The following is a 17564-nucleotide window of genomic DNA, read 5'->3' as shown; positions in this document are numbered from 1 at the left end:
GTTTCCCCCATCAAGACCGATAAGGAGCCGCAGGAAACCGGAATTGTATGGTTTCATCCATGGAGGGGTGGGACATGAACATCAATGCCATCGATCAGCCCAAGGACGCGGCGGTTGCGGCGGGGGATGCGGAGCGCGCGCCGGCGGCGCCCAAGCATCCTGACACTGCTGATACACGGAAAACACTGGCGGCTCCAGGCGCGGAGGCCGCGCTGACCGGGCAGGCCGGGCAGGCCGGGCAGCCCGACGCGAAGCAGGTGCTCTCCCAGGCCCAGAGCTACTTCAAGGACAAAGGCGTGGACCTGCACTTCAAGCTGCTGGAAGACAGCAAGGACGTGCAGGTGGAGGTCATGGACAAGGACGAGCGCAAGGTCATCATGAAGATCCCCCGGGATGAAATCGTCAAGCTCTCGGAGGGGCTTCGCAAGATGGCAAAGGGCGTGCTGGACAAGGCCGTCTGAGCCCGAGCGGGTTAACACATTGCAAGAATGCGCTTTTTGAGGCCCGGAACCCTTGATGCGGGGCCGGGCTTTCTTTATCCAGGCGGCATGAAAACGCTCACCCGCCTGTTTGGCCTGACCCTGGCGCTCGGCCTGTGCCTTGCTTTGTCCGCGCCCGCCGCCGACGCCCTGGCCCAGGATTCCACCAGCAAGTCCCAGTCGCAGTCCCAAGCCAAATCCAAGTCGAAGTCCAAGGACTCCAAGGATTCCAAGAAATCCAAGAAGTCCGGCAAGTCCGAGGGCAAGTCTTCCAAGTCCCAGTCCGGGGAGAAGCCCTCCAAGAAGAAGGCCCCGTCCGGCGAGGGCTTCCGGGGCCTGGCCTGGGGCTCGCCGCTCTCCGCGCTCAATGAGCCGGAACTGCGCGAGGAGAGCGGCAACCTGCGCTACTACACGGTGCCCGGCGACAATATGATGGTGCAGGGCGTGGAGATGCGCGAGATCGTCTACGTGTTCTGCAAGGACAAGCTGGCGGGCGTGCTGACCCGCTATGACGGGCAGGTGAACCACCTGACCCTGCTGGGCAGGCTCACCGACCTCCACGGCGCGCCCCTGGAGAGCCCGGAGAACCTGCAGGGCGACCGCTCCTGGCGCTTCGACGCCGGGGACGTCTCGGTCATGATGGAGTATTCGGCCAAGGGCTCCACCGGCGCCCTGGCCTGGTTCGCAAAGGAGCCGCTGGCCACCTGCCAGCAGACCGCCACGCCGTAGCGCGCTGGCCTCCGTATGTAATAATGGCCGGGGCCGGACACCTTAGTGGTGCCCGGCCCCGGCTTTTTTCACGCCTACGGCCCAACGAGGCGTTCGAGGGCTCGGGTTCCGGACCGAAGCGAGGCGGCATGCGCCTCCCGTTTTTCCCGCGCCATGCGGCGCGATTGCTCCCGGTGCGGCGCAATCCCGGCGGGGAGCGCTATTCCTGTCGGTGTGGCCAATCCCACGGGTGCGGCCTAACCCCTTCCGGTTCGGCATATTTCCTGCCCGTGGAGCGTTGTTCCGGGGCGATGCTACGGCCGCGACCGGCAAGCGCAAACAATTCAGTATAGGCGGCCCGGCGTAGGTGGGGCATGACAGGAACTATTCGGAACAGCCGGGGCGTATTGTGTAATAAGTGCAGCGAAAATAAAGTGTTGCGAGATGATATTGGGCACGCTAGCATGAGGATGTTCAGCGAGTCGTATAAGGCCGCGCAGTCGCTTGCTCCAGCATCCGTTCACGACGGGCCGTCGGGCCGGACCCCGTGGCCCGAACTCCGGATAGTCGCCGGGTCGAGCGTTGTGTCCTCATCCACCGGTCAATCCTCAAGGACCTTCGCCATGCCCGTGACCAAGCGTTTCGTTCTCCTGGCCGCACTTTTCGCAAGCATCGCCATGGCCCAGGCCCTTCCGGCCGCGGCGGCGGGCAGGTTCAACCAGTTCGTCGGGTTGGGCGACAGCACCCTCGACTCCGGCTATTTCCGCTATACGACCTCGGGCAACACCCAGGTGGACGCGCAACTGGCCGCGGCGCTCAAACTCGGGGCCCAGGGCGGCTTCGCCGGGCCGGGGGTGATGACCACAACCATGCTGGGCGCGCGTTTCGGCCAGACCGCCGCGCCCTTCGGCGGCGGCGGGACAAACTACGCCAACGGCAGCGCCTACACCGCGCCCTTGAGCGCCTCCCCGGGCGTGGCGGCCATCCCGGGCAACCTGCCCGGCAACGTGGCCACCACCCAGCAGATAGCGAACTACCTCGCCTCCGTGGGCGGCGTGGCCAACCCCCACGCCCTGTACGTGGTCAACACCGGCAACAACGACCTGATCTTCGTGCAGAACCAGAGCCCGGCCTGGATAGCCGCCAATCCCAATTTCCTGAGCGGCGTCGCCTCCGAACTGACGGCAGGCGTGGCCGCACTGCAGGCGGCAGGGGCCAGGACCATCATCGTGCCCAACACCTTCTACACTTCGGCCCTGCTCGGCCCAGGCGGATCGCTCCCCGAGGCCAACGCCGCGTCCTACGCCAGGGCCATCGACTACGGGAACACCAAATGGGCCAAGCTGACCGCCGCGGGCGTGCGCTTCATACCCGCCGACCTGACCAGCGTGTTCCGCTTCGTCTCCACCTATCCGGCTTTGTTCGGGTTCACCCCGGCCTCGGTGCTGGCGGCCAACGCGCCCTCGCCGGTGTCGGCCCTGGTGACCTCCTGGGCAGACATCACGCCCGCCCAGATGCAGACCTACCTTTTCATCGACGGCAAGCACCTGACCACGGCGGGCCAGCAGATCGAAGCCGATTACGAGCAGAGCCTGCTCACCGCCCCGAGCCTGGTCTCGCTGCTGGCGGAAGGCCCTGTGCAGGCCGGTTTGGCGCGCGCGGCCACCATCCAGGGGCAGATCGACCCGGCCGGGCGGCAGCGCGGCCCCGGCGGCGTGAACGCCTGGTTGAGCGCGGGCGTGGGCTCGCTGTACCTGGGCAACGCCTCGGGCTTCCCCGATCTCCAGAGCACGCCGTTCACGGGCACCGCAGGCGTGGACTGGCAGACCCCCTTCGGCCTGGTGCTGGGCACGGCCTTCAGCGCCGGAACCCAGACGCAGAACTTCTCCATGGGCGGCGGCCATTTCGACCAGAACGAGCAGGCCGTGAGCCTCTACGCGGCCTACCAGGCCGGGCCGGTCTGGGGCAACGTGGTGGGCTCCTACGGTTTCCAGCAGGACAAGATCACCCGGCAGGTGGGCCTGGGCCTGTTCACCGACACCAACACCGGGTCCACCACGGGCACGTCCCTGGCCCTGGCCCTGCGCGCGGGCGGGGACATCACCTGGGGGCCGCTCACCACCGGCCCCGTGGCCGGGCTGGTGTTGCAGCAGGTGCGCGTGAAGGGATTCTCGGAGTCGGGCCTGAGTGGCGTCACGGCCCTGTCCTACGGCGAGCAGGTGCGCGACTCGGCCGTGAGCCAGCTCGGCTGGCGCGCGGCGGTGGATGCGGGCAGGTGGCGGCCCTTCGCTGAAATCAAATGGAATCACGAACTGGCGGACACCAGCCGCAAGATCAAGGCGGCGCTGACCTCGGCGGCGGCCGCGCCGTACTCCATGGACGCCGCGCCCGTGGGCGCGGACTGGGGCAGCGCCTCGCTGGGCAGCTCCCTGAAGCTCACCGACAGGGTGCTCCTGCGCGGCGTGGCCTCCACGCAGTTCTCCAACCCCAAGGCCGTGGGCTTCGGCGGGGAGCTGAGCCTCTCCGTGAGCTTCTAACGGAGCCTCACCGGGGCCGCTACTTCCCGCCGAAGGCCTGCCGGGCCATCTGCCCCAGGATCACCGCCCCGGCCTGGGCCACGTTGAGGGAGTCGAACTCCCCGGGCATGGGGATGAACAGGCTCTCCTGGCAATGCTTGGCCACGCCCGGGCGCACGCCCTTCTCCTCGCCGCCCAGCACCAGCACCAGGGGGAAGCGCACCTGGGAGGTGAACACGTCCTGGCCTTCGGGGCCGGCCTCGGCCTTGTAGACCGTGAAGCCCTCCTGGGCGCACTCCTCAAGGTCGCGCGAGAGGTTCACGCACTGGTGCACGGGGATGCGCTCCAGCGCGCCAGCCGAAGCCTTGGAGGCCGACCCGCCCAGGCGCGAGCCGTGGTGCTTGGGCACGATGAGCCCGCCGCCGCCCAGGGCCAGCAGGGTGCGGGCCAGCGTGCCCACGTTGCCGGGGTCCTGCACCTGGTCCAGCGCAAGCACCACGGGAAGCGGCGCGTGGCGCGCGGACTCCAGCAGGGACTCCAGCGGCACGAAAGACTGCCCGAAGATGAATGCGGCGACACCCTGCCTGCAGTCCGGCACGGTGCGCTCCAGGCCTTCCGCAGGCAGGAAGCGGAAACGAATCCCCGCATCGCGGCAGAGGTTGGTCAGTTCCTTGATGTCCTGGCCTTGCAGTCCCTGCCGGATGAGCACCTGCTCCACCATGGCCGGTTCGCGCTGCACCAGTTCCAGTACGGGTTTGCGGCCCATGACCACGTTTTCCATGTTAGTTACCGCCGTATGTGCGTTGCATGGCCTCGCCGTTGCGTGGAAACAGCGGTGCGGCAAGGTCTTTCCTGTTGATTATTACAAGAAGTTAACAAAGACCACCCATTGATTTTTTTGCGTCCCTGGGCTAGTCGGGCCATCAGCCAGAGAAGGCAGCCACAAGCCATCAATGCCGGCCAGCCCACTTCCGGACCTCACCCGCATGGCCGTCCGCAGCCGAGGATACACAATGCGATCATCCGTCAGAGCACTGCTCATTTTATGCCTGGTGCTGCTTCCCGCGTGCGCCAAGAAATACCAGGCCGACAACCAGGACATGAAGCCCAACCTGGACCCCGAGCTCTCGCAGGACTTCCTGAAGATCAAGCGCCCCAGGCCCCTGACCGAGCAGGAGAAAAAGGCCCTGGCCTCCAAGACGGACATCCCCTTCAACCTGGACGTGCGCGAAACCGAAGACGTGCAGATGTTCCTGACCTATTTCACCCAGGAACGCCGCGACACCATGCAGCGCTGGCTGGAGCGCGCCGCGCCGCACCTGCCCTACATACGCGCCGTGCTCGCCACCTACAAGCTCCCGCCGGACATCATCGCCCTGCCTTTCATCGAGTCGGGCTACAACACCATGGCCTACTCCCCGGCGGGCGCGGGCGGCATGTGGCAGTTCATGCCCGCCACGGGCCGCCGCTTCAACCTCACGGTCGACTGGTGGGTGGACGAGCGCCGCAACCCCTACCTGGCCACCGTGGCCGCGGCGAAGTACCTCTCCGAGCTCAACAACATGTTCAACGACTGGAACCTGGCCCTGGCCGCCTACAACTGCGGCGAAGGCAAGATGAGCAGGGTCATCAGCCAGTCGGGCCAGAACGACTTCTTCGACATCGCCAAGAACCCGGCGCTGCTCAAGCAGGAGACGCGGCACTACGTGCCCAAGTTCCTGGCGGTGCTCAAAATCTTCAAGAACCTCGAAGCCCTGGGCTTCACCCCCGTGAAGTGGGACGCCGGGCAGGTGCTGGAAGAGGTGACCCTCCCCGGCGGCACGGACCTGGCCGCCCTGTCAGAGGCCTGCGGCATGAACTGGGAGGAGTTCCACAAGCTGAACCCCGGCTTCCGCAGGCAGGTGAGTCCGCCGGACCGCGAGAGCCCCGGCTACGTGCCCGTCGAGAAGAAACAACTGGCGCTCAATTACCTGGCCAATCCCAGCTGTATCGCCAACAGGGGCATACGCTCCTATCCGGTCGCGGCCTCCGACACCTGGTGGAACATCTCCAAGCGCACGGGCGTGCCCGTGGCGGCCCTGCGCCAGATGAACCCCTCCTGCGGCGACGCCCTGACCCCGGACCAGACCGTCTACGTTCCGCTGGACGGCTCCGCGCAGGACACCGCCCTGGCCGACCTGGACGAGAAGCCCGGCAAGGGGTCCGAGGGCCAGAGGGCCTTGGTGCACCGCTACCAGCGGGGCGATTCCCTGGCGTCCATCGCCAAGAAGTACGGCGTGAACAAGACCGAGCTGATGCGGGCCAACGGGATCAAGAACGAGAAGTACGTTTCGCTGGGCACCAGCCTGACCATCCCGGGCAAGTTCGTGGCCGTGGGCGGCGCCGCCTGCCCCCCGCCCGTCGTGGCCGCGCAGCAGCCCGAGCAGCCGCGCAGCGTGGAGCTGAAGAAAGGGCAGACCCTGCAGCAGGTGGCCCAGACCTACAAGGTGGACCTGAAGGCGCTCATGGCGGCCAACGGGCTCAAGTCCGAGAAGGACGCCAAGCCCGGGCGGAAGCTCGTTCTCCCGGTGCCCCTGGCGGCCGCGCCCGCACCAGCCCCCGCCCAGGCTCAGGCCCAGGCCAAGGGCGCTCCCGCCGCTCACGCCGAACAGAAGGCGGCCCCGGCGCAGGCCCAGGCCTCGCCCCCCAAGCAGGAGGCCAAGGGCAAGGATGCGGCCGCACAGCATGCCCGGGCTCAGGCCCAGGCGCAGGCCAAGCCTGATCCCAAGGCTCCGGCGGCCGTCGCGGCCACCAGCGCCAAGGGCCAGCCGGCCCCCGCGAAGCCCGCAGAGCACGCCGAGCAGAAGAAGCCCGCCTCCGGCGGCACGCAGCTCTACAGCGTGGGCAGCGGCGACACGGTCTGGAGCATCGCCCGCAAGTTCAAGGTGGACCCCCACGCCCTGCTGGCCTGGAACAACCTGGACAAGTCCGTGCAGCTCAAGCCGGGCGACAAGCTGACCATCAAGACGCAGTAGCTCGGTCCAGCCCGCGAAGCATCACGAAGAAACCGCCGGAGGCGAACCTCCGGCGGTTTTTTCGTTGTGACGCGGCCCGCTAGCGACCATCCCGGCGCTAGCCGTCGACAGGCTGGGCGGGCGTTTCCAGCAGCAGCTGGTAGAAGGCCAAGTCCAGCCAGCGGCCGAACTTGAAGCCCACCTGGGGCAGGGTGCCCGCGTGCCTGAAACCGAGCTTCTCGTGCAGGGCGATGCTCCCGGCGTTGGCGGCGTCGATGCCGCCGATCATGGCGTGCACGCCGCTCCGGCGGGCCGCCGCGATGAGCTCCCGCATCAGCGTGCGGCCGAGCCCCCGCCCGCGATGCTCCTTGTGCACGTACACGGAGTGCTCCACGCTGTACTTGTAGGCGGGCCAGGCCCTAAACGTTCCGTAGCTGGCGAAGCCAAGCAGCGCGCCCGCGCCGTCCTCGACGCCGATAACCGGGAAGCCTCCGGCCCGCTTGGCCTCGAACCAGCCGGTCATGCTCTCCGGCGGCCGGGGCTTGTAGTCGTAGAGCGCGGTCGAATGAAGGATCGCCTCGTTGAAGATTTCCAGTATGGCGCCGGCGTGCCGCTCGAAGCCGCACTGCACGATGGTCTGTCCGCTCATGCGGGCCTCATCACCCCGCGGCATTCCCGTTTTCGGGCGGCAGCCCCATGCCGGGGCTCATGCGCTGGCCGCACCAGGTGGGCTCGTAACCGCCCACTTCGGCCAGCTTGGCCTTGAAGCCCTCCCCGGCCATGACCTTGAGCAGGGCCTGCACGCGCGCTTCCTCCAGGCTGGCCAGGGGCATCACCAGGTCGTAGCGCTCGCGGGCCAGGGGCACGAAGTCCAGCCCCAGGGCCTTGGCCGCGGCGTACACGCCCAGGCCGCAGTCCGCCCCGCCGTTCTGCACGTTGGCGGCCACGCCCATGTGCGTGGTCTCCTCCTGGCTGTAGCCCCGCACCTGCGAGGGCGCGATGCCCGCCAGCTTCAGGTGGTAGTCCAGCAGGATGCGCGTGCCCGCCCCGCGCTGGCGGTTGACGAAGCGCACGTCCGGGCGGGCCAGGTCGGCCACGCCCTGGATGTTCTTGGGGTTGCCCCGGGCCACAATGAGGCCCTGGTGGCGCACGGCCAGGTTGATGACCGCCACCTCCCTGCCTGGCAGGTGCTTTTGGATAAAAGAGAAGTTGAAATCGCCCGTCTCGGTGTCCAGCAGATGCGAACCCGCCAGCAGGGCCGTGCCCTGGGCCAGGGCCGCGAGGCCGCCCAGGCTGCCCACGTGGCTGGAGGCCAGGCGCATGGGCGGGTCCTGGCGCATGAGCTCGTCGGCCAGCAGGTCCAGGATCATGTCGTGGCTGCCCACCACCACCAGGGTGCGCTCCAGCTCGTCGGGGGAGACCAGCAGCTCCGCCGGGACCTCCTCGCCGCGAGCCAGGCCCTCCTTGTCGGGCGGGATCTGGGCCACGGCCTGGGCGCGCGTCAGGGTGGTGATGAGCCCGGCCCCGCGCGAGAGCGGCAGCGCGGAGTAGCCGTCGCCCACGCGGCCCACGGCCAGGCGCAGGAATTCGGTGAGCCCCGGGCGTGAGGGGGCGTCCTTGGCCAGGCGCACGGTCACGCTCTGGCGGCGCTGCGGCTCGCGGCGGGTGAGCCAGGCCACCAGCGGCCCGACCAGTTCCTCGAAGCAGACCACGGAGGAGACGGGATACCCCGGCGCGCCCACGATGAGCTTGCCGCGCGCCACGCCCAAGAGCGAGGGCTTGCCCGGCATGGCCTGGATGCCGTGCACGACGACCTCGCCGAAACGTTCGATCACGGCGCGGGTGAAATCCTTGCTGCCGGCGGAGGACCCGGCCACCAGGGTGACGATGTGGGCCGGGGTGTCCAGGGCGTCGTCCACCGCGCGGGAGAGGGCCTCCAGGCTGTCGGGCACGGGCGGGCGGCGGCGGGCGTCCACGCCCCAGCCCTGGGCCAGGGCGCAGAGCATCACGGAGTTGGACTCCACAACCTGCCCGGGGCCGGGCTCGGGCCTGGAGGTGTAGTCCAGCACCTCGTCCCCGGTGGGGATCACGGCCATGCGCACCTGCTCGTAGACGTCCACCTCCCACACCCCGCAGGAGAGCAGCGCCCCGATGTCGTAGGCCGAAAGCACCCTGCGCCGGGGCAGGACGAGCTCGGTGGCCACGATGTCCTCGCCGATGCGGCGCACGTGGGTCCAGGGGGCCACGGGGGCCTCCAGCTGGGCCTTGCCGTCCTCGGTGAAGACCACGTGCTCGATCATGGCCACGGCGTCCATGCCCGGGGGCAGGGGATGGCCGGTGTTGACCATGCCGAAGCCCTCGTCGGGCTCCAGGGTCACGGGGTCGCCCTCGCGGGCGGCGAAGGTGGTCTCGGCGCGCACGGCGATGCCGTCCATGGCCGCGCAGTGGTACGTGGGGGAGCTCAGCCGGGCCAGCACGGGCCGGGCCGTGACGCGGCCCAGGGCCTGGTCCGTGGGCACGGACTCCACGCCCACCAGGGTGTTGCGGTCCAGCGCGGCGCGCGTGCGGGCCAGGGCTTCGGCGATGGGCACGGTGCGCAGGTAGATGTTTCGCTTGGCGTTCATAGCAGCACCACCTGGTGGGTTGTCCCGGCCTCCAGGCCCTCCAGGTCCGCCGGGATGCGGACCAGCCCCTGGGCCTGGACCAGGGTTTTGACCAGCCCGGACTTGCCGAGCAGCGGATGGGCCTTGAGCCCGCCGTCTCCGGCTTGCTCCAGGCGCACGCGAACGTAATCCTCCCGGCCCTGGCGCGAGGCCACGTTGCGGGCCAGCACGGCGCTCACCGAGGGCCTGGGCCGGGTGAAGGCGGCCCGGTCCCCGCCCAGGTGGGCCAGGAAGGGGCAGCCGAAAATGTACATGACCACCTGGGCCGAGGCCACCTGCCCGGGCAGGCCCCACACGGCCTTGCCCCGCGAGCGCGCCAGGATGGTGGGCTTGCCGGGGCTCACGGCCAGGCCGTGCACCAGCACCTCGGTGTCCGGCAGCAGGGAGAGCGCCTCCACGGTGAGGTCGCGCACGCCCACGGAGCTGCCCCCGGAGAGGAACACGGCGTCGGCCTTGTCCACGGCTTCGGCCAGGGCCGCGGTGATGGCCTCCAGGCTGTCGGGCACGATGCCCATGTGCAGGGGCAGGGCTCCGGCCTGTATGGCCATGGCGGCCAGGGCCGGGGCGTTGGCGTCGCGGATCTGGCCGGGGCGGGGCGCGTCGGAGGGCGGAATGAGCTCGTCCCCGGTGGAGAGGATGGCCGCCACTGGCTTGCGCCCAACCGGAGCCTCCAGGATGCCCAGCGCCGCCAGGAAGGCGATCTCGGAGGGGCGCAACGGGATGCCGGGCTCAAGCGCCGTCTGCCCGGCGCGGGCGTCCTCCCCGGCGAGCATCATGTTTTCGCCCGGGGCCGAGGGCTTCCTGATCTCGATGGTGCCGCCGCCCAGGTCCGCCGTGTGCTCCACCATGACCACCGCGTCGGCGCCCGGAGGCAGGCTCGACCCCGTGACCACGCGCACGCAGGTGCCGGGCTGGAGTTCTTCGGCGGACACGGCGGTGATGTCCAGTTCGTCCGCCAGGTCCAGGTAGGAGGGGTTGGTCTCGGTGGTGCCGTAGCAGTCGGCGGCGCGCACGGCGTAGCCGTCCATGCTGGAGCGGGGCAGGGCTGGGAGGTCCTCCCGGGAGGTCACGGGCCCGGCCAGATAACGGCCAAGCAGGCCTTCCAGGGGCAGGGTTTCGCTGTCGAGGCGGGAAAACGTGGCCAGAACGCCCCGGAACTGCTCCGGGGAGATGAGATCCAGAAAGCCTTTTTCCATCGAGTCTATCCGCCGATGGCCGTCATGGCCCTGGAGCAGACCGCCCGCTTGTGGCGCTCGTCCAGAAGTTTGTAGCCCATGGGTTTGCGGGCCAGGGCGCGCCTGAGCACCTCCAGCAGCTTGCCGTCGCTGGTCCTGGGGGAGCGCAGCAGGGGCCGCAGCCGGTATTCCTTGTCGGAGTAGAGGCATGGCCTGAGCTTGCCGTCGCAGGTCAGGCGCAGGCGGTTGCAGCTCAGGCAATAGTGGCCGGAGAGGCCCGAGATGACGCCCAGCCTGCCCTGGCCGCCCTCGATCTTCCACATGCGGGCCGGGCCGTGGCTGCCCTTGACGGGCTCGACGGGCGTGAGGTCCGCGAAGCGGCGGGCGCTCTCCAGGATTTCGGAGGCGGGCCAGAAGCGCGACTCGTCCCAGGTGGTGCCGCCGCCGATGGGCATGAACTCGATGAAGCGCATGTCCAGCGGGAGGGTGCGGGCCAGCTCGATGAAGCCGGGGAGCTCATGGTCGTTGACGCCGCGCATGGCCACGGCGTTGACCTTCACCCTGAGCCCCGCCTCCAGGCTGGCCTCGATGGAGGAGCGGGCCTGGGCGTAGAGGTCCATGCCGGTGATGCGGTGGAAGCTCTCGCGGTCGAGCGTATCCAGGGAGATGTTCACGGCGCGCAGCCCGAGGGAGGCCAGCATCTTCGCCTGCGGGCCAAGGAGCGTGCCGTTGGTGGTCAGGCGCACGTCCAGGCCCGGGGCGGCGTCCATCACCCGGGCCAAGAAGTCCGGGAAGCCGCGCCTGGCCAAGGGCTCGCCGCCGGTGAGGCGGATCTTGGTCAGGCCCAGCGGGGCGGCCAGGCGGATGACGCGCAGATACTCCTCGTAGGAGAGCAGGTCCTTGTGGTTGAGCTCGTGAAAATCGTGCACCGGCCTGCAGTAGACGCAGCGCAGGTTGCACCTGTCCGTGACGCTGACCCGCAGATAGCTGACTTCGCGTCCGAAGCCGTCGGCCAGTTGCGGGGCTGGAGGGCTGGTATCACGATTCATGGAGAAAAGGATATGCCATCATTGACACAAAGGGAAGGTCTCAGCCTCCGTCAACCATGGGAATAAGGCGTATCTCCGCGCCGTCGCGCAGGGGGGTGCCGGGGCTGGCGGGGGCTCCGTCCTGGATGGCGATCAGCTCGCCCGCATCGGCAAAGCCCAGCAGGGCCAGCAGCTCGCCCAGGGTCGCGCCCTCGGGCAGTGTCTCGGACCGGGCGGGCGCGTGCCCGGCGGGGCGGTTGCGCCCCAAATGGCCCACCAATTCGACTGTGACCTTCATGGAGGCCTCCTCCCCGGTGTCGCGGCATCCCGTCAGTCTGAACAGCCGGGCGCCGTGGCCAAGACAGATTCGGCACGACTGCCGAGCGAACCGCTTTCCGGTGCGCTTACGACGCTGGGCCGGACGGCCCGCAGGTGATTCCCGGGGGGCGCTAGTTCGTCACCTCGTAGCCGCGGGCCTTCATGCATTCGTCCAGGGCCTTCTGCATGGCCGTCTCGGGGTCCTTCACGCCGGGCATGGCGGTGGCCACGGCGGCCCGGCCCCGGCATTCGTCGTAGTCGGCCTGGGCGGCGGTGCCCGGCTTGTTGGGGTTGACCACCTTGGGCTGGCCGGAGCAGCCCAGCAGAAGTGCGGAAAGCGCTACGCAGACGAAAAGACGCATCGGAACCTCCACGGCTTGACAGTTGCGCCCCACCATGACTAAACCGTCATCCATGCGCAATACCCACGCCCACGGCAGCCAGTATTATTATTCCTACGGGGTCCGCGTTCGCGGGGCGTGGCGGAGCGTACTCCAGTAGGATCAACCCAAGCAGCGCTCTTTCCACAGGGCCGCGAACACGACGTTCGCGGCCCTTTTTCGTGGCGCGGGCGTCATGGGCCGGGAAAGGCCAGGAGCAAACACCATGCACATCGGCAAAACCATCCGCCTCGAACGCATCATCAACCGCGACACCGGCCGGGCCATCATCGTGCCCCTGGACCACGGCGTCACCGTGGGCCCCATCGACGGCATCATCGACATGCGCGACACCGTGACCAAGATCGTGGAGGGCGGGGCCAACGCCGTGCTCATGCACAAGGGCGTGGTGCCCTGCGGGCACAGGGCGCGCGGCCGCGACATCGGCCTGATCGTGCATCTTTCGGCCTCCACCTCGCTCTCGCCCTTCCCCGGGGCCAAGACCCTGGTCTGCGAAGTGGAGGAGGCCGTGCAGTTGGGCGCGGACGCCGTGAGCGTGCACCTGAACCTGGGCGACGAGTCCGAGCGGGACATGCTGGCGGACATGGGGCGCATCAGCCGCGAGGCCGCGCGCTGGGGCATCCCGGTGCTGGCCATGGTCTACGGGCGCGGCCCCAAGATCAAGAACGAGTTCGACCCCGAGGTGGTGGCCCACTGCGCCCGCGTGGGCATGGAGCTCGGCGCGGATATGGTCAAGGTGCCCTACACCGGGGACCCCGAGAGCTTCGCCCGCGTGGTGGCCGGAGCGCGGGTGCCCGTGCTGATCGCCGGCGGGCCCAAGACCCCCACCACCAGGGACTTCCTGCGCATGGTTGCGGATTCGATCCAGGCGGGCGGTTCCGGCCTGTCGGTGGGCCGCAACATCTTCCAGCACAAGGACCCCACCCGCCTGCTGCAGGCCCTGGGCAAGATCGTGCACGACGGCGGAGACTTGGAGGACGCCCTGGCCGGGCTGGGGGAATAAAGAACCCTCGTTACGACGCAGCGGCCAAAGGACAATGCCCTTTGGCCGCTGAAGAATGATGGGGTTGTAGGTTCCGGCCTCGGCCTCCGCAGCGCCGAACTGTCCGCTGTATTTGAAGAACATCGGCCAGCTCGGCGCTGCGGAGGCCGAGGCCGGAACCGGCGCGGCTCATCGCGGCAGTGTGGCCGCTCACTCTCGTCAGGGCTTTCTGGCCGGGTGCTTCCCGGCGCGGCCGAGGGGCCGGACATCCCTGCGAAGTTCGTCCGCCCGGGACGCGAAGCCATAAGGGATTCAAAAGGGAGGAACTCCCTTTTGCCGCCGGAGGCCCTCTCCATCCCGTTGTCACACAGCCAAAAGAAGCCTCCGGAGTGCAAAGGGCCTTCGGCCCTCTGTACTCCCTTTCCGCTTCGCGCCCGGGGCGCGCAGGGTTATTCCCCCAGCAGCATGTCCAGCACGTCCTGGCGCTTGTCCTTTGGCAGGCGCGCCAGGAGCCTGTTGGCTCCGCAGAGCACCGCAAGGATGGCCGAGGTGACGATGTTGGGGCTCAGGCCCACGCCGAATGTGCTTCCGGTCACGCCGTCCAGGCTGACCTCCACGAAGGAGGCGGCTCTGGCGTCCGCTCCCACCCCGATGGCCCGCTCCTCGTAGGAGTGGATGCGCAGCGGCAGCCCCAGGGCGTGCACGGCCGCGTCCAGCGGGCCGTTGCCCTCGCCCATGGCGCAGACGGTGCGCCTGCCGACGCCGACCTCCAGGCGGATGCCCTGGCGGCCTGGCACGTCCACCAGCTGGTGCCCGGCGTAGAGGATGGGCTTGGTCTTCTCCAGGTATTCGCGGGCGAAGAGCTTCCAGAGCGTCTCGGGCGGTATCTCGCCGCCGTGGGTGTCGGCGTGGTGCTGCACGGCGGCCGCGAACTCCACCTGGAGCCTGCGCGGCATCACCAGCCCGTAGGTGGCCTCCATCACGTAGGCCACGCCGCCCTTGCCGGACTGGCCGTTGACCCGCACGATGGCCTCGTAGCCGCGCCCCAGGTCCGCCGGGTCGATGGGCAGGTAGGGCACGTTCCAGAGCGACTCGGGCGTGCGCGCGGCGAAGCCCTTCTTGATGGCGTCCTGGTGGGAGCCGGAGAAGGCCGTGAACACCAGCTCGCCCGCGTAGGGGTGGCGCGGGTGCACGGGCAGGCGGGTGAGCTCCTCCATGGCGGCGGTCACCTCGGCCATGCGCCGGAAGTCCAGCCCGGGCTCGATGCCCTGGGTGTGCAGGTTGAGCGCCAGGGTCACCAGGTCGGCGTTGCCGGTGCGCTCACCGTTGCCGAACAGGCAGCCCTCCACGCGCTCGGCCCCGGCCAGCTGGGCCAGCTCGGCGGCGGCCACCGCGCAGCCGCGGTCGTTGTGCGGGTGCACCGAGATGACAACGCTGTCGCGCCGGGCCAGGTTGCGGTGCATCCACTCGATCTGGTCGGCGTAGACGTTGGGCGTGGCCAGCTCCAGGGTGGCGGGCAGGTTCACGATCACCTTGTCCTCGGGGGTGGCGCCCCAGGCGGCGGTGACGTCGTCGCAGACGTCGCGGGCGAACTCCAGCTCGGTGCCGGTGAAGTTCTCGGGGGTGAACTCCAGGGTCCAGGCCGTGCCGGGCTGGGCGGCGGTGAGCTCGCGGGTCAGGAGCACGGCCTCCACGGCCATGCGGCGGACCTCCTCGGGCGTCTTCTGGAAGACCACCTCGCGGAACACCGGGGCCGTGGACACGTAAATGTGCACGATGGCCGAGCGCGCGCCCTCGAGCGACTCCACGGTGCGCCGGATCAGGTGCTCGCGGGCCTGGGTCAGCACGGAGATGGTCACGTCGCGGGGGATGTGGCCGCCCTCGATGAGGGTGCGCACGAAATCGAAGTCGGTCTGCGAGGCCGAGGGGAAGGCCACCTCGATCTCCTTGAAGCCGATGTCCACCAGCAGCTTGAACAGCTTGAGCTTGGAGGCGGTGTCCAAGGGGTCGAAAAGGGCCTGGTTGCCGTCGCGCAGGTCCGTGGAGAGCCACGCGGGGGCCTTGGCGATGGTCTTGTCGGGCCAGGTGCGGCCCTTGAGGGCGACGGCGGGGAAGGGGCGATATTTCTCGATCATACGGGCGGTCTGCATGGATGACTCCGGGGTTTTCTGCGTTATCGGCGCGAAGCGGCACGGGGACGGCTGCGGTTCGGGCCTGATAGTCGGCGTCGGTCGATCATGGCGGACCTCCTGCACGGTCGATCACATGGAACAATGCCGCCTGGCGGCTGGAACGGGACGAAAACGGAATAAGGGAAGAAAAAACGATTAACAGACCGCCAGGGGCGGTAGCGAGAGGGCGGCGGGGGCCGCGAGGAAGCGGGGGCGGAGGCTCAGCGTCGTGAACATGGGCTCACGATACGGACCCTCCGCCCCGCTGTCAACATTGCGGGTGATGGAAAGGGGTTACACGCCGAGCGCGGCGTGCCTGCGGCCCGGGAGGGCTTTGCCGCCCGCGCCGCCACCCTCGGTCTGGAGCTCCTCGATGAGGCGGGAGAGCACCTGGGCCTGGGAAGCCAGCTCGGCCACGGCCTGGGCGGACTGGCGCATGGCGTCGGAAGTTTCGGAGGAGATGCGGCTGATGTCCTCCACGGAGTGGTTGATCTCCTCGCTGGCGGCGGACTGCTCCTCGGAGGCGGCGGCTATTGAGCGCACCTGGTCCGTGCTGCGGTCCACCAGCTCCACGATGGAGCGCAGGGCCTCGCCCGAGGCGCTGGCGATGGAGGTGGCCTTGCCCACCAGGGTCACGGTGCGCTCCACGCTGGCGATGTTGGAGCGGGTGCCCTCCTGGATGCCCCGGATGGCCTCGCCCACCTCCTTGGTGGCGGTCATGGTCTTTTCGGCCAGCTTGCGCACCTCGTCGGCCACAACCGCGAAGCCCCTGCCCGCATCGCCCGCGCGGGCGGCCTCGATGGCGGCGTTGAGGGCCAGGAGGTTGGTCTGGTCCGCGATGTCGGAAATCACGCCCATGATGCGCCCGATGGCCTCGGCCTGCGCGCCCAGGCCGGTCATGTCGGCCTTGAGCTCCTCGGCCTGTCTGGCCACCAGGCCGATCTCGCGCACCACCTCGTCCACGGCCCTGGCCCCTTCCTGGGCGCGGCCCTTGGCCTGCTCGGAGGTCTCGGCGGCCTGGGAGGCGTTGCGGGCCACCTCCAGCACGGTGGCGTTCATCTGCTCCATGGCGGTGGCGGTCTCGGCCACGCGCCCGGTCTGCATCTCGGCCCCGCGCGTGGACTGCTCCACCTGGGCGGAAAGCTCCTCCGAGGCGGAGGAAATCACTTCGGCCACGTCCTCCAGCCTGCCCGCCGCCTGGAGCATGCCCTCGGCCTTGGCGCGCTCCGCCCTGGCGGTGGCCTCCTCTGCGGCGGCGGTGGCCTCCCGCGCGGCCTGGGCCTGTTTGGCGGCGTCCTCGGACTTCTGGTTGGCCTCGCCGATCTTCTCCTTCAGGGTGCCCACCATGCGGATGAGCACCGCGTAGACGCCGCCCTTGCCCTCGACGGGCTTGAAGGCCACGTCCAGATTGCCCTCGGCCACCTCGGCGGCCACCTGGCCCAGGTAGCCGGGGTCCTCCCCGAGCTGGCCGCGCACGTTGCGCGTTGTGAAGAAGGCCAGGGCCGCGCCCGCGCCCGCGCAGAGCGCGATGGCCAGCAGCAGCTTGGCGCGGCCGCTGGAGTAGATTTCCAATGCCTTGGCCGCGCTCTGCTCGCCGCCCTTGGTGTTCATATCCACCAACGCGTTCAAGGTGGCCAGGGCTTCCTGGATCAGTTTCGCGGATTCGCCCGTTGCCACCTCGGCGGCCTTGGCCTGGTTGATTTCGGAGAGCTTAGCGATCTTTTCGTGCAGCTCCAGGTAGCGCTTCCAGAGTGCCAGGAACTTGTCGAGCCCGGCCCTCTCCTCGGCCTGTTCAGTGGTGACCAGCTTCTCGTACTCGGCCAGCAGTTTTGAAGCCTTCTCCTTCGCAAGCTTCATCTGAGCTTCGTAGGAGCGCATCTGGGCTTCCTCTGTGGAGAGAATGTGTACCAGTTCGTAGCGGCGGAACTGCTGGACGGCCTCGTTGATCTGCCCCAGCCGGGTGATGCTTGGCAGCCAATCCCCGGCGAGTTGGTCGGTTTCAGCGCGGATGGCCCCCATTTCGGAGATGGCGAACAGGCCCACCGCTACGACCAGCAAGACCACAATCCCGAATCCGCCGAAGAGCTTCACCGACAGCTTCATGATACGACTCCTGAGGGTATTTCCAAA

The 17564-nt window shown here is 68.7% G+C and carries 14 protein-coding genes; 5 read left to right on the top strand and 9 right to left on the bottom strand.

From position 1 onward, the window contains the following. The first annotated feature begins 74 nt into the window (after positions 1-74). The 3 genes from MLE27_RS14025 (at position 75) to MLE27_RS14015 (ending at position 3724) form a co-directional block, all read left to right on the top strand. Entirely contained in the window at positions 75-461 is a 387-nt protein-coding gene (locus MLE27_RS14025; protein ID WP_243312714.1) for a flagellar protein FlaG, read from the top strand. Between the two features lie 87 nt (positions 462-548). Next, positions 549-1208, top strand: a complete 660-nt coding sequence (locus tag MLE27_RS14020) for a hypothetical protein (RefSeq protein WP_243312713.1) — start codon at positions 549-551, stop codon at positions 1206-1208. A gap of 602 nt (positions 1209-1810) precedes the next feature. Continuing rightward, positions 1811-3724 carry an autotransporter outer membrane beta-barrel domain-containing protein gene (locus MLE27_RS14015; protein ID WP_243312712.1) on the top strand — a complete coding sequence of 638 codons (1914 nt, stop codon included), beginning with the start codon at positions 1811-1813 and terminating at the stop codon, positions 3722-3724. Positions 3725-3743: 19 nt separating this feature from the next. Here the strand turns inward: MLE27_RS14015 and MLE27_RS14010 are convergent, their stop codons facing one another. Beyond that, complete coding sequence (locus tag MLE27_RS14010) at positions 3744-4484, bottom strand: TrmH family RNA methyltransferase (protein WP_243312711.1); 741 nt, start codon at positions 4482-4484, stop codon at positions 3744-3746. A gap of 232 nt (positions 4485-4716) precedes the next feature. Between MLE27_RS14010 and MLE27_RS14005 the strand changes: the two genes are divergently transcribed. After that, positions 4717-6717, top strand: a complete 2001-nt coding sequence (locus tag MLE27_RS14005) for a LysM peptidoglycan-binding domain-containing protein (RefSeq protein ID WP_243312710.1) — start codon at positions 4717-4719, stop codon at positions 6715-6717. 97 nt (positions 6718-6814) lie between these two features. Here the strand turns inward: MLE27_RS14005 and MLE27_RS14000 are convergent, their stop codons facing one another. From MLE27_RS14000 to MLE27_RS13975, 6 genes are all read right to left on the bottom strand, one after another. Next, a complete protein-coding gene (locus MLE27_RS14000) occupies positions 6815-7345 on the bottom strand; it encodes a GNAT family N-acetyltransferase (protein WP_243312709.1) in 531 nt (176 codons plus the stop codon). A gap of 10 nt (positions 7346-7355) precedes the next feature. Continuing rightward, positions 7356-9320 carry a molybdopterin biosynthesis protein gene (locus tag MLE27_RS13995; RefSeq protein ID WP_243312708.1) on the bottom strand — a complete coding sequence of 655 codons (1965 nt, stop codon included), beginning with the start codon at positions 9318-9320 and terminating at the stop codon, positions 7356-7358. Continuing rightward, positions 9317-10555: a molybdopterin molybdotransferase MoeA gene (locus MLE27_RS13990; RefSeq protein WP_243312707.1), complete on the bottom strand. Its 1239-nt coding sequence runs from the start codon at positions 10553-10555 to the stop codon at positions 9317-9319. The genes MLE27_RS13995 and MLE27_RS13990 overlap by 4 nt, the downstream gene beginning before the upstream one ends. Before the next feature lie 5 nt (positions 10556-10560). Continuing rightward, the gene (gene moaA, locus MLE27_RS13985; RefSeq protein ID WP_243312706.1) at positions 10561-11583 is read right to left on the bottom strand and encodes a GTP 3',8-cyclase MoaA; all 1023 of its coding nucleotides are present in this window, start codon (positions 11581-11583) and stop codon (positions 10561-10563) included. Between the two features lie 40 nt (positions 11584-11623). Beyond that, positions 11624-11860, bottom strand: a complete 237-nt coding sequence (locus tag MLE27_RS13980; protein ID WP_243312705.1) for a MoaD/ThiS family protein — start codon at positions 11858-11860, stop codon at positions 11624-11626. A gap of 151 nt (positions 11861-12011) precedes the next feature. Beyond that, positions 12012-12242, bottom strand: coding sequence for a hypothetical protein (locus MLE27_RS13975; RefSeq protein WP_243312704.1), 231 nt, complete (start codon positions 12240-12242; stop codon positions 12012-12014). A gap of 244 nt (positions 12243-12486) precedes the next feature. Between MLE27_RS13975 and MLE27_RS13970 the strand changes: the two genes are divergently transcribed. Next, complete coding sequence (locus MLE27_RS13970) at positions 12487-13284, top strand: 2-amino-3,7-dideoxy-D-threo-hept-6-ulosonate synthase (protein ID WP_243312703.1); 798 nt, start codon at positions 12487-12489, stop codon at positions 13282-13284. A 428-nt stretch (positions 13285-13712) separates the two neighbouring features. Here MLE27_RS13970 and leuA read toward each other — a convergent pair whose 3' ends face one another. Together leuA and MLE27_RS13960 are read right to left on the bottom strand one after the other, a co-directional pair. After that, positions 13713-15413: a 2-isopropylmalate synthase gene (gene leuA, locus MLE27_RS13965; RefSeq protein WP_243312702.1), complete on the bottom strand. Its 1701-nt coding sequence runs from the start codon at positions 15411-15413 to the stop codon at positions 13713-13715. A gap of 315 nt (positions 15414-15728) precedes the next feature. Then, positions 15729-17537: a methyl-accepting chemotaxis protein gene (locus MLE27_RS13960; RefSeq protein WP_243312701.1), complete on the bottom strand. Its 1809-nt coding sequence runs from the start codon at positions 17535-17537 to the stop codon at positions 15729-15731. Between the last annotated feature and the right edge of the window lie 27 nt (positions 17538-17564).

Origin of the sequence: Fundidesulfovibrio agrisoli (assembly GCF_022808715.1) — a bacterium.
Classification (GTDB): domain Bacteria; phylum Desulfobacterota; class Desulfovibrionia; order Desulfovibrionales; family Desulfovibrionaceae; genus Fundidesulfovibrio; species Fundidesulfovibrio agrisoli.
The sequence above is the reverse complement of the archived record's forward strand: the minus strand, read 5'-3'. Positions and strand labels throughout refer to the sequence as shown.

Excerpts from the sequence above, each read along its gene's own strand:
- MLE27_RS14000 (WP_243312709.1), bottom strand. The coding sequence starts at position 7,345 with ATGAGCGGACAGACCATCGTGCAGTGCGGCTTCGAGCGGCACGCCGGC.
- MLE27_RS14015 (WP_243312712.1), top strand. The coding sequence starts at position 1,811 with ATGCCCGTGACCAAGCGTTTCGTTCTCCTGGCCGCACTTTTCGCAAGC.
- MLE27_RS13960 (WP_243312701.1), bottom strand. The coding sequence starts at position 17,537 with ATGAAGCTGTCGGTGAAGCTCTTCGGCGGATTCGGGATTGTGGTCTTG.
- MLE27_RS13990 (WP_243312707.1), bottom strand. The coding sequence starts at position 10,555 with ATGGAAAAAGGCTTTCTGGATCTCATCTCCCCGGAGCAGTTCCGGGGC.
- MLE27_RS14020 (WP_243312713.1), top strand. The coding sequence starts at position 549 with ATGAAAACGCTCACCCGCCTGTTTGGCCTGACCCTGGCGCTCGGCCTG.
- moaA (WP_243312706.1), bottom strand. The coding sequence starts at position 11,583 with ATGAATCGTGATACCAGCCCTCCAGCCCCGCAACTGGCCGACGGCTTC.
- MLE27_RS14025 (WP_243312714.1), top strand. The coding sequence starts at position 75 with ATGAACATCAATGCCATCGATCAGCCCAAGGACGCGGCGGTTGCGGCG.
- MLE27_RS13970 (WP_243312703.1), top strand. The coding sequence starts at position 12,487 with ATGCACATCGGCAAAACCATCCGCCTCGAACGCATCATCAACCGCGAC.
- MLE27_RS14010 (WP_243312711.1), bottom strand. The coding sequence starts at position 4,484 with ATGGAAAACGTGGTCATGGGCCGCAAACCCGTACTGGAACTGGTGCAG.
- MLE27_RS13975 (WP_243312704.1), bottom strand. The coding sequence starts at position 12,242 with ATGCGTCTTTTCGTCTGCGTAGCGCTTTCCGCACTTCTGCTGGGCTGC.
- MLE27_RS13995 (WP_243312708.1), bottom strand. The coding sequence starts at position 9,320 with ATGAACGCCAAGCGAAACATCTACCTGCGCACCGTGCCCATCGCCGAA.
- MLE27_RS13980 (WP_243312705.1), bottom strand. The coding sequence starts at position 11,860 with ATGAAGGTCACAGTCGAATTGGTGGGCCATTTGGGGCGCAACCGCCCC.
- leuA (WP_243312702.1), bottom strand. The coding sequence starts at position 15,413 with ATGCAGACCGCCCGTATGATCGAGAAATATCGCCCCTTCCCCGCCGTC.
- MLE27_RS14005 (WP_243312710.1), top strand. The coding sequence starts at position 4,717 with ATGCGATCATCCGTCAGAGCACTGCTCATTTTATGCCTGGTGCTGCTT.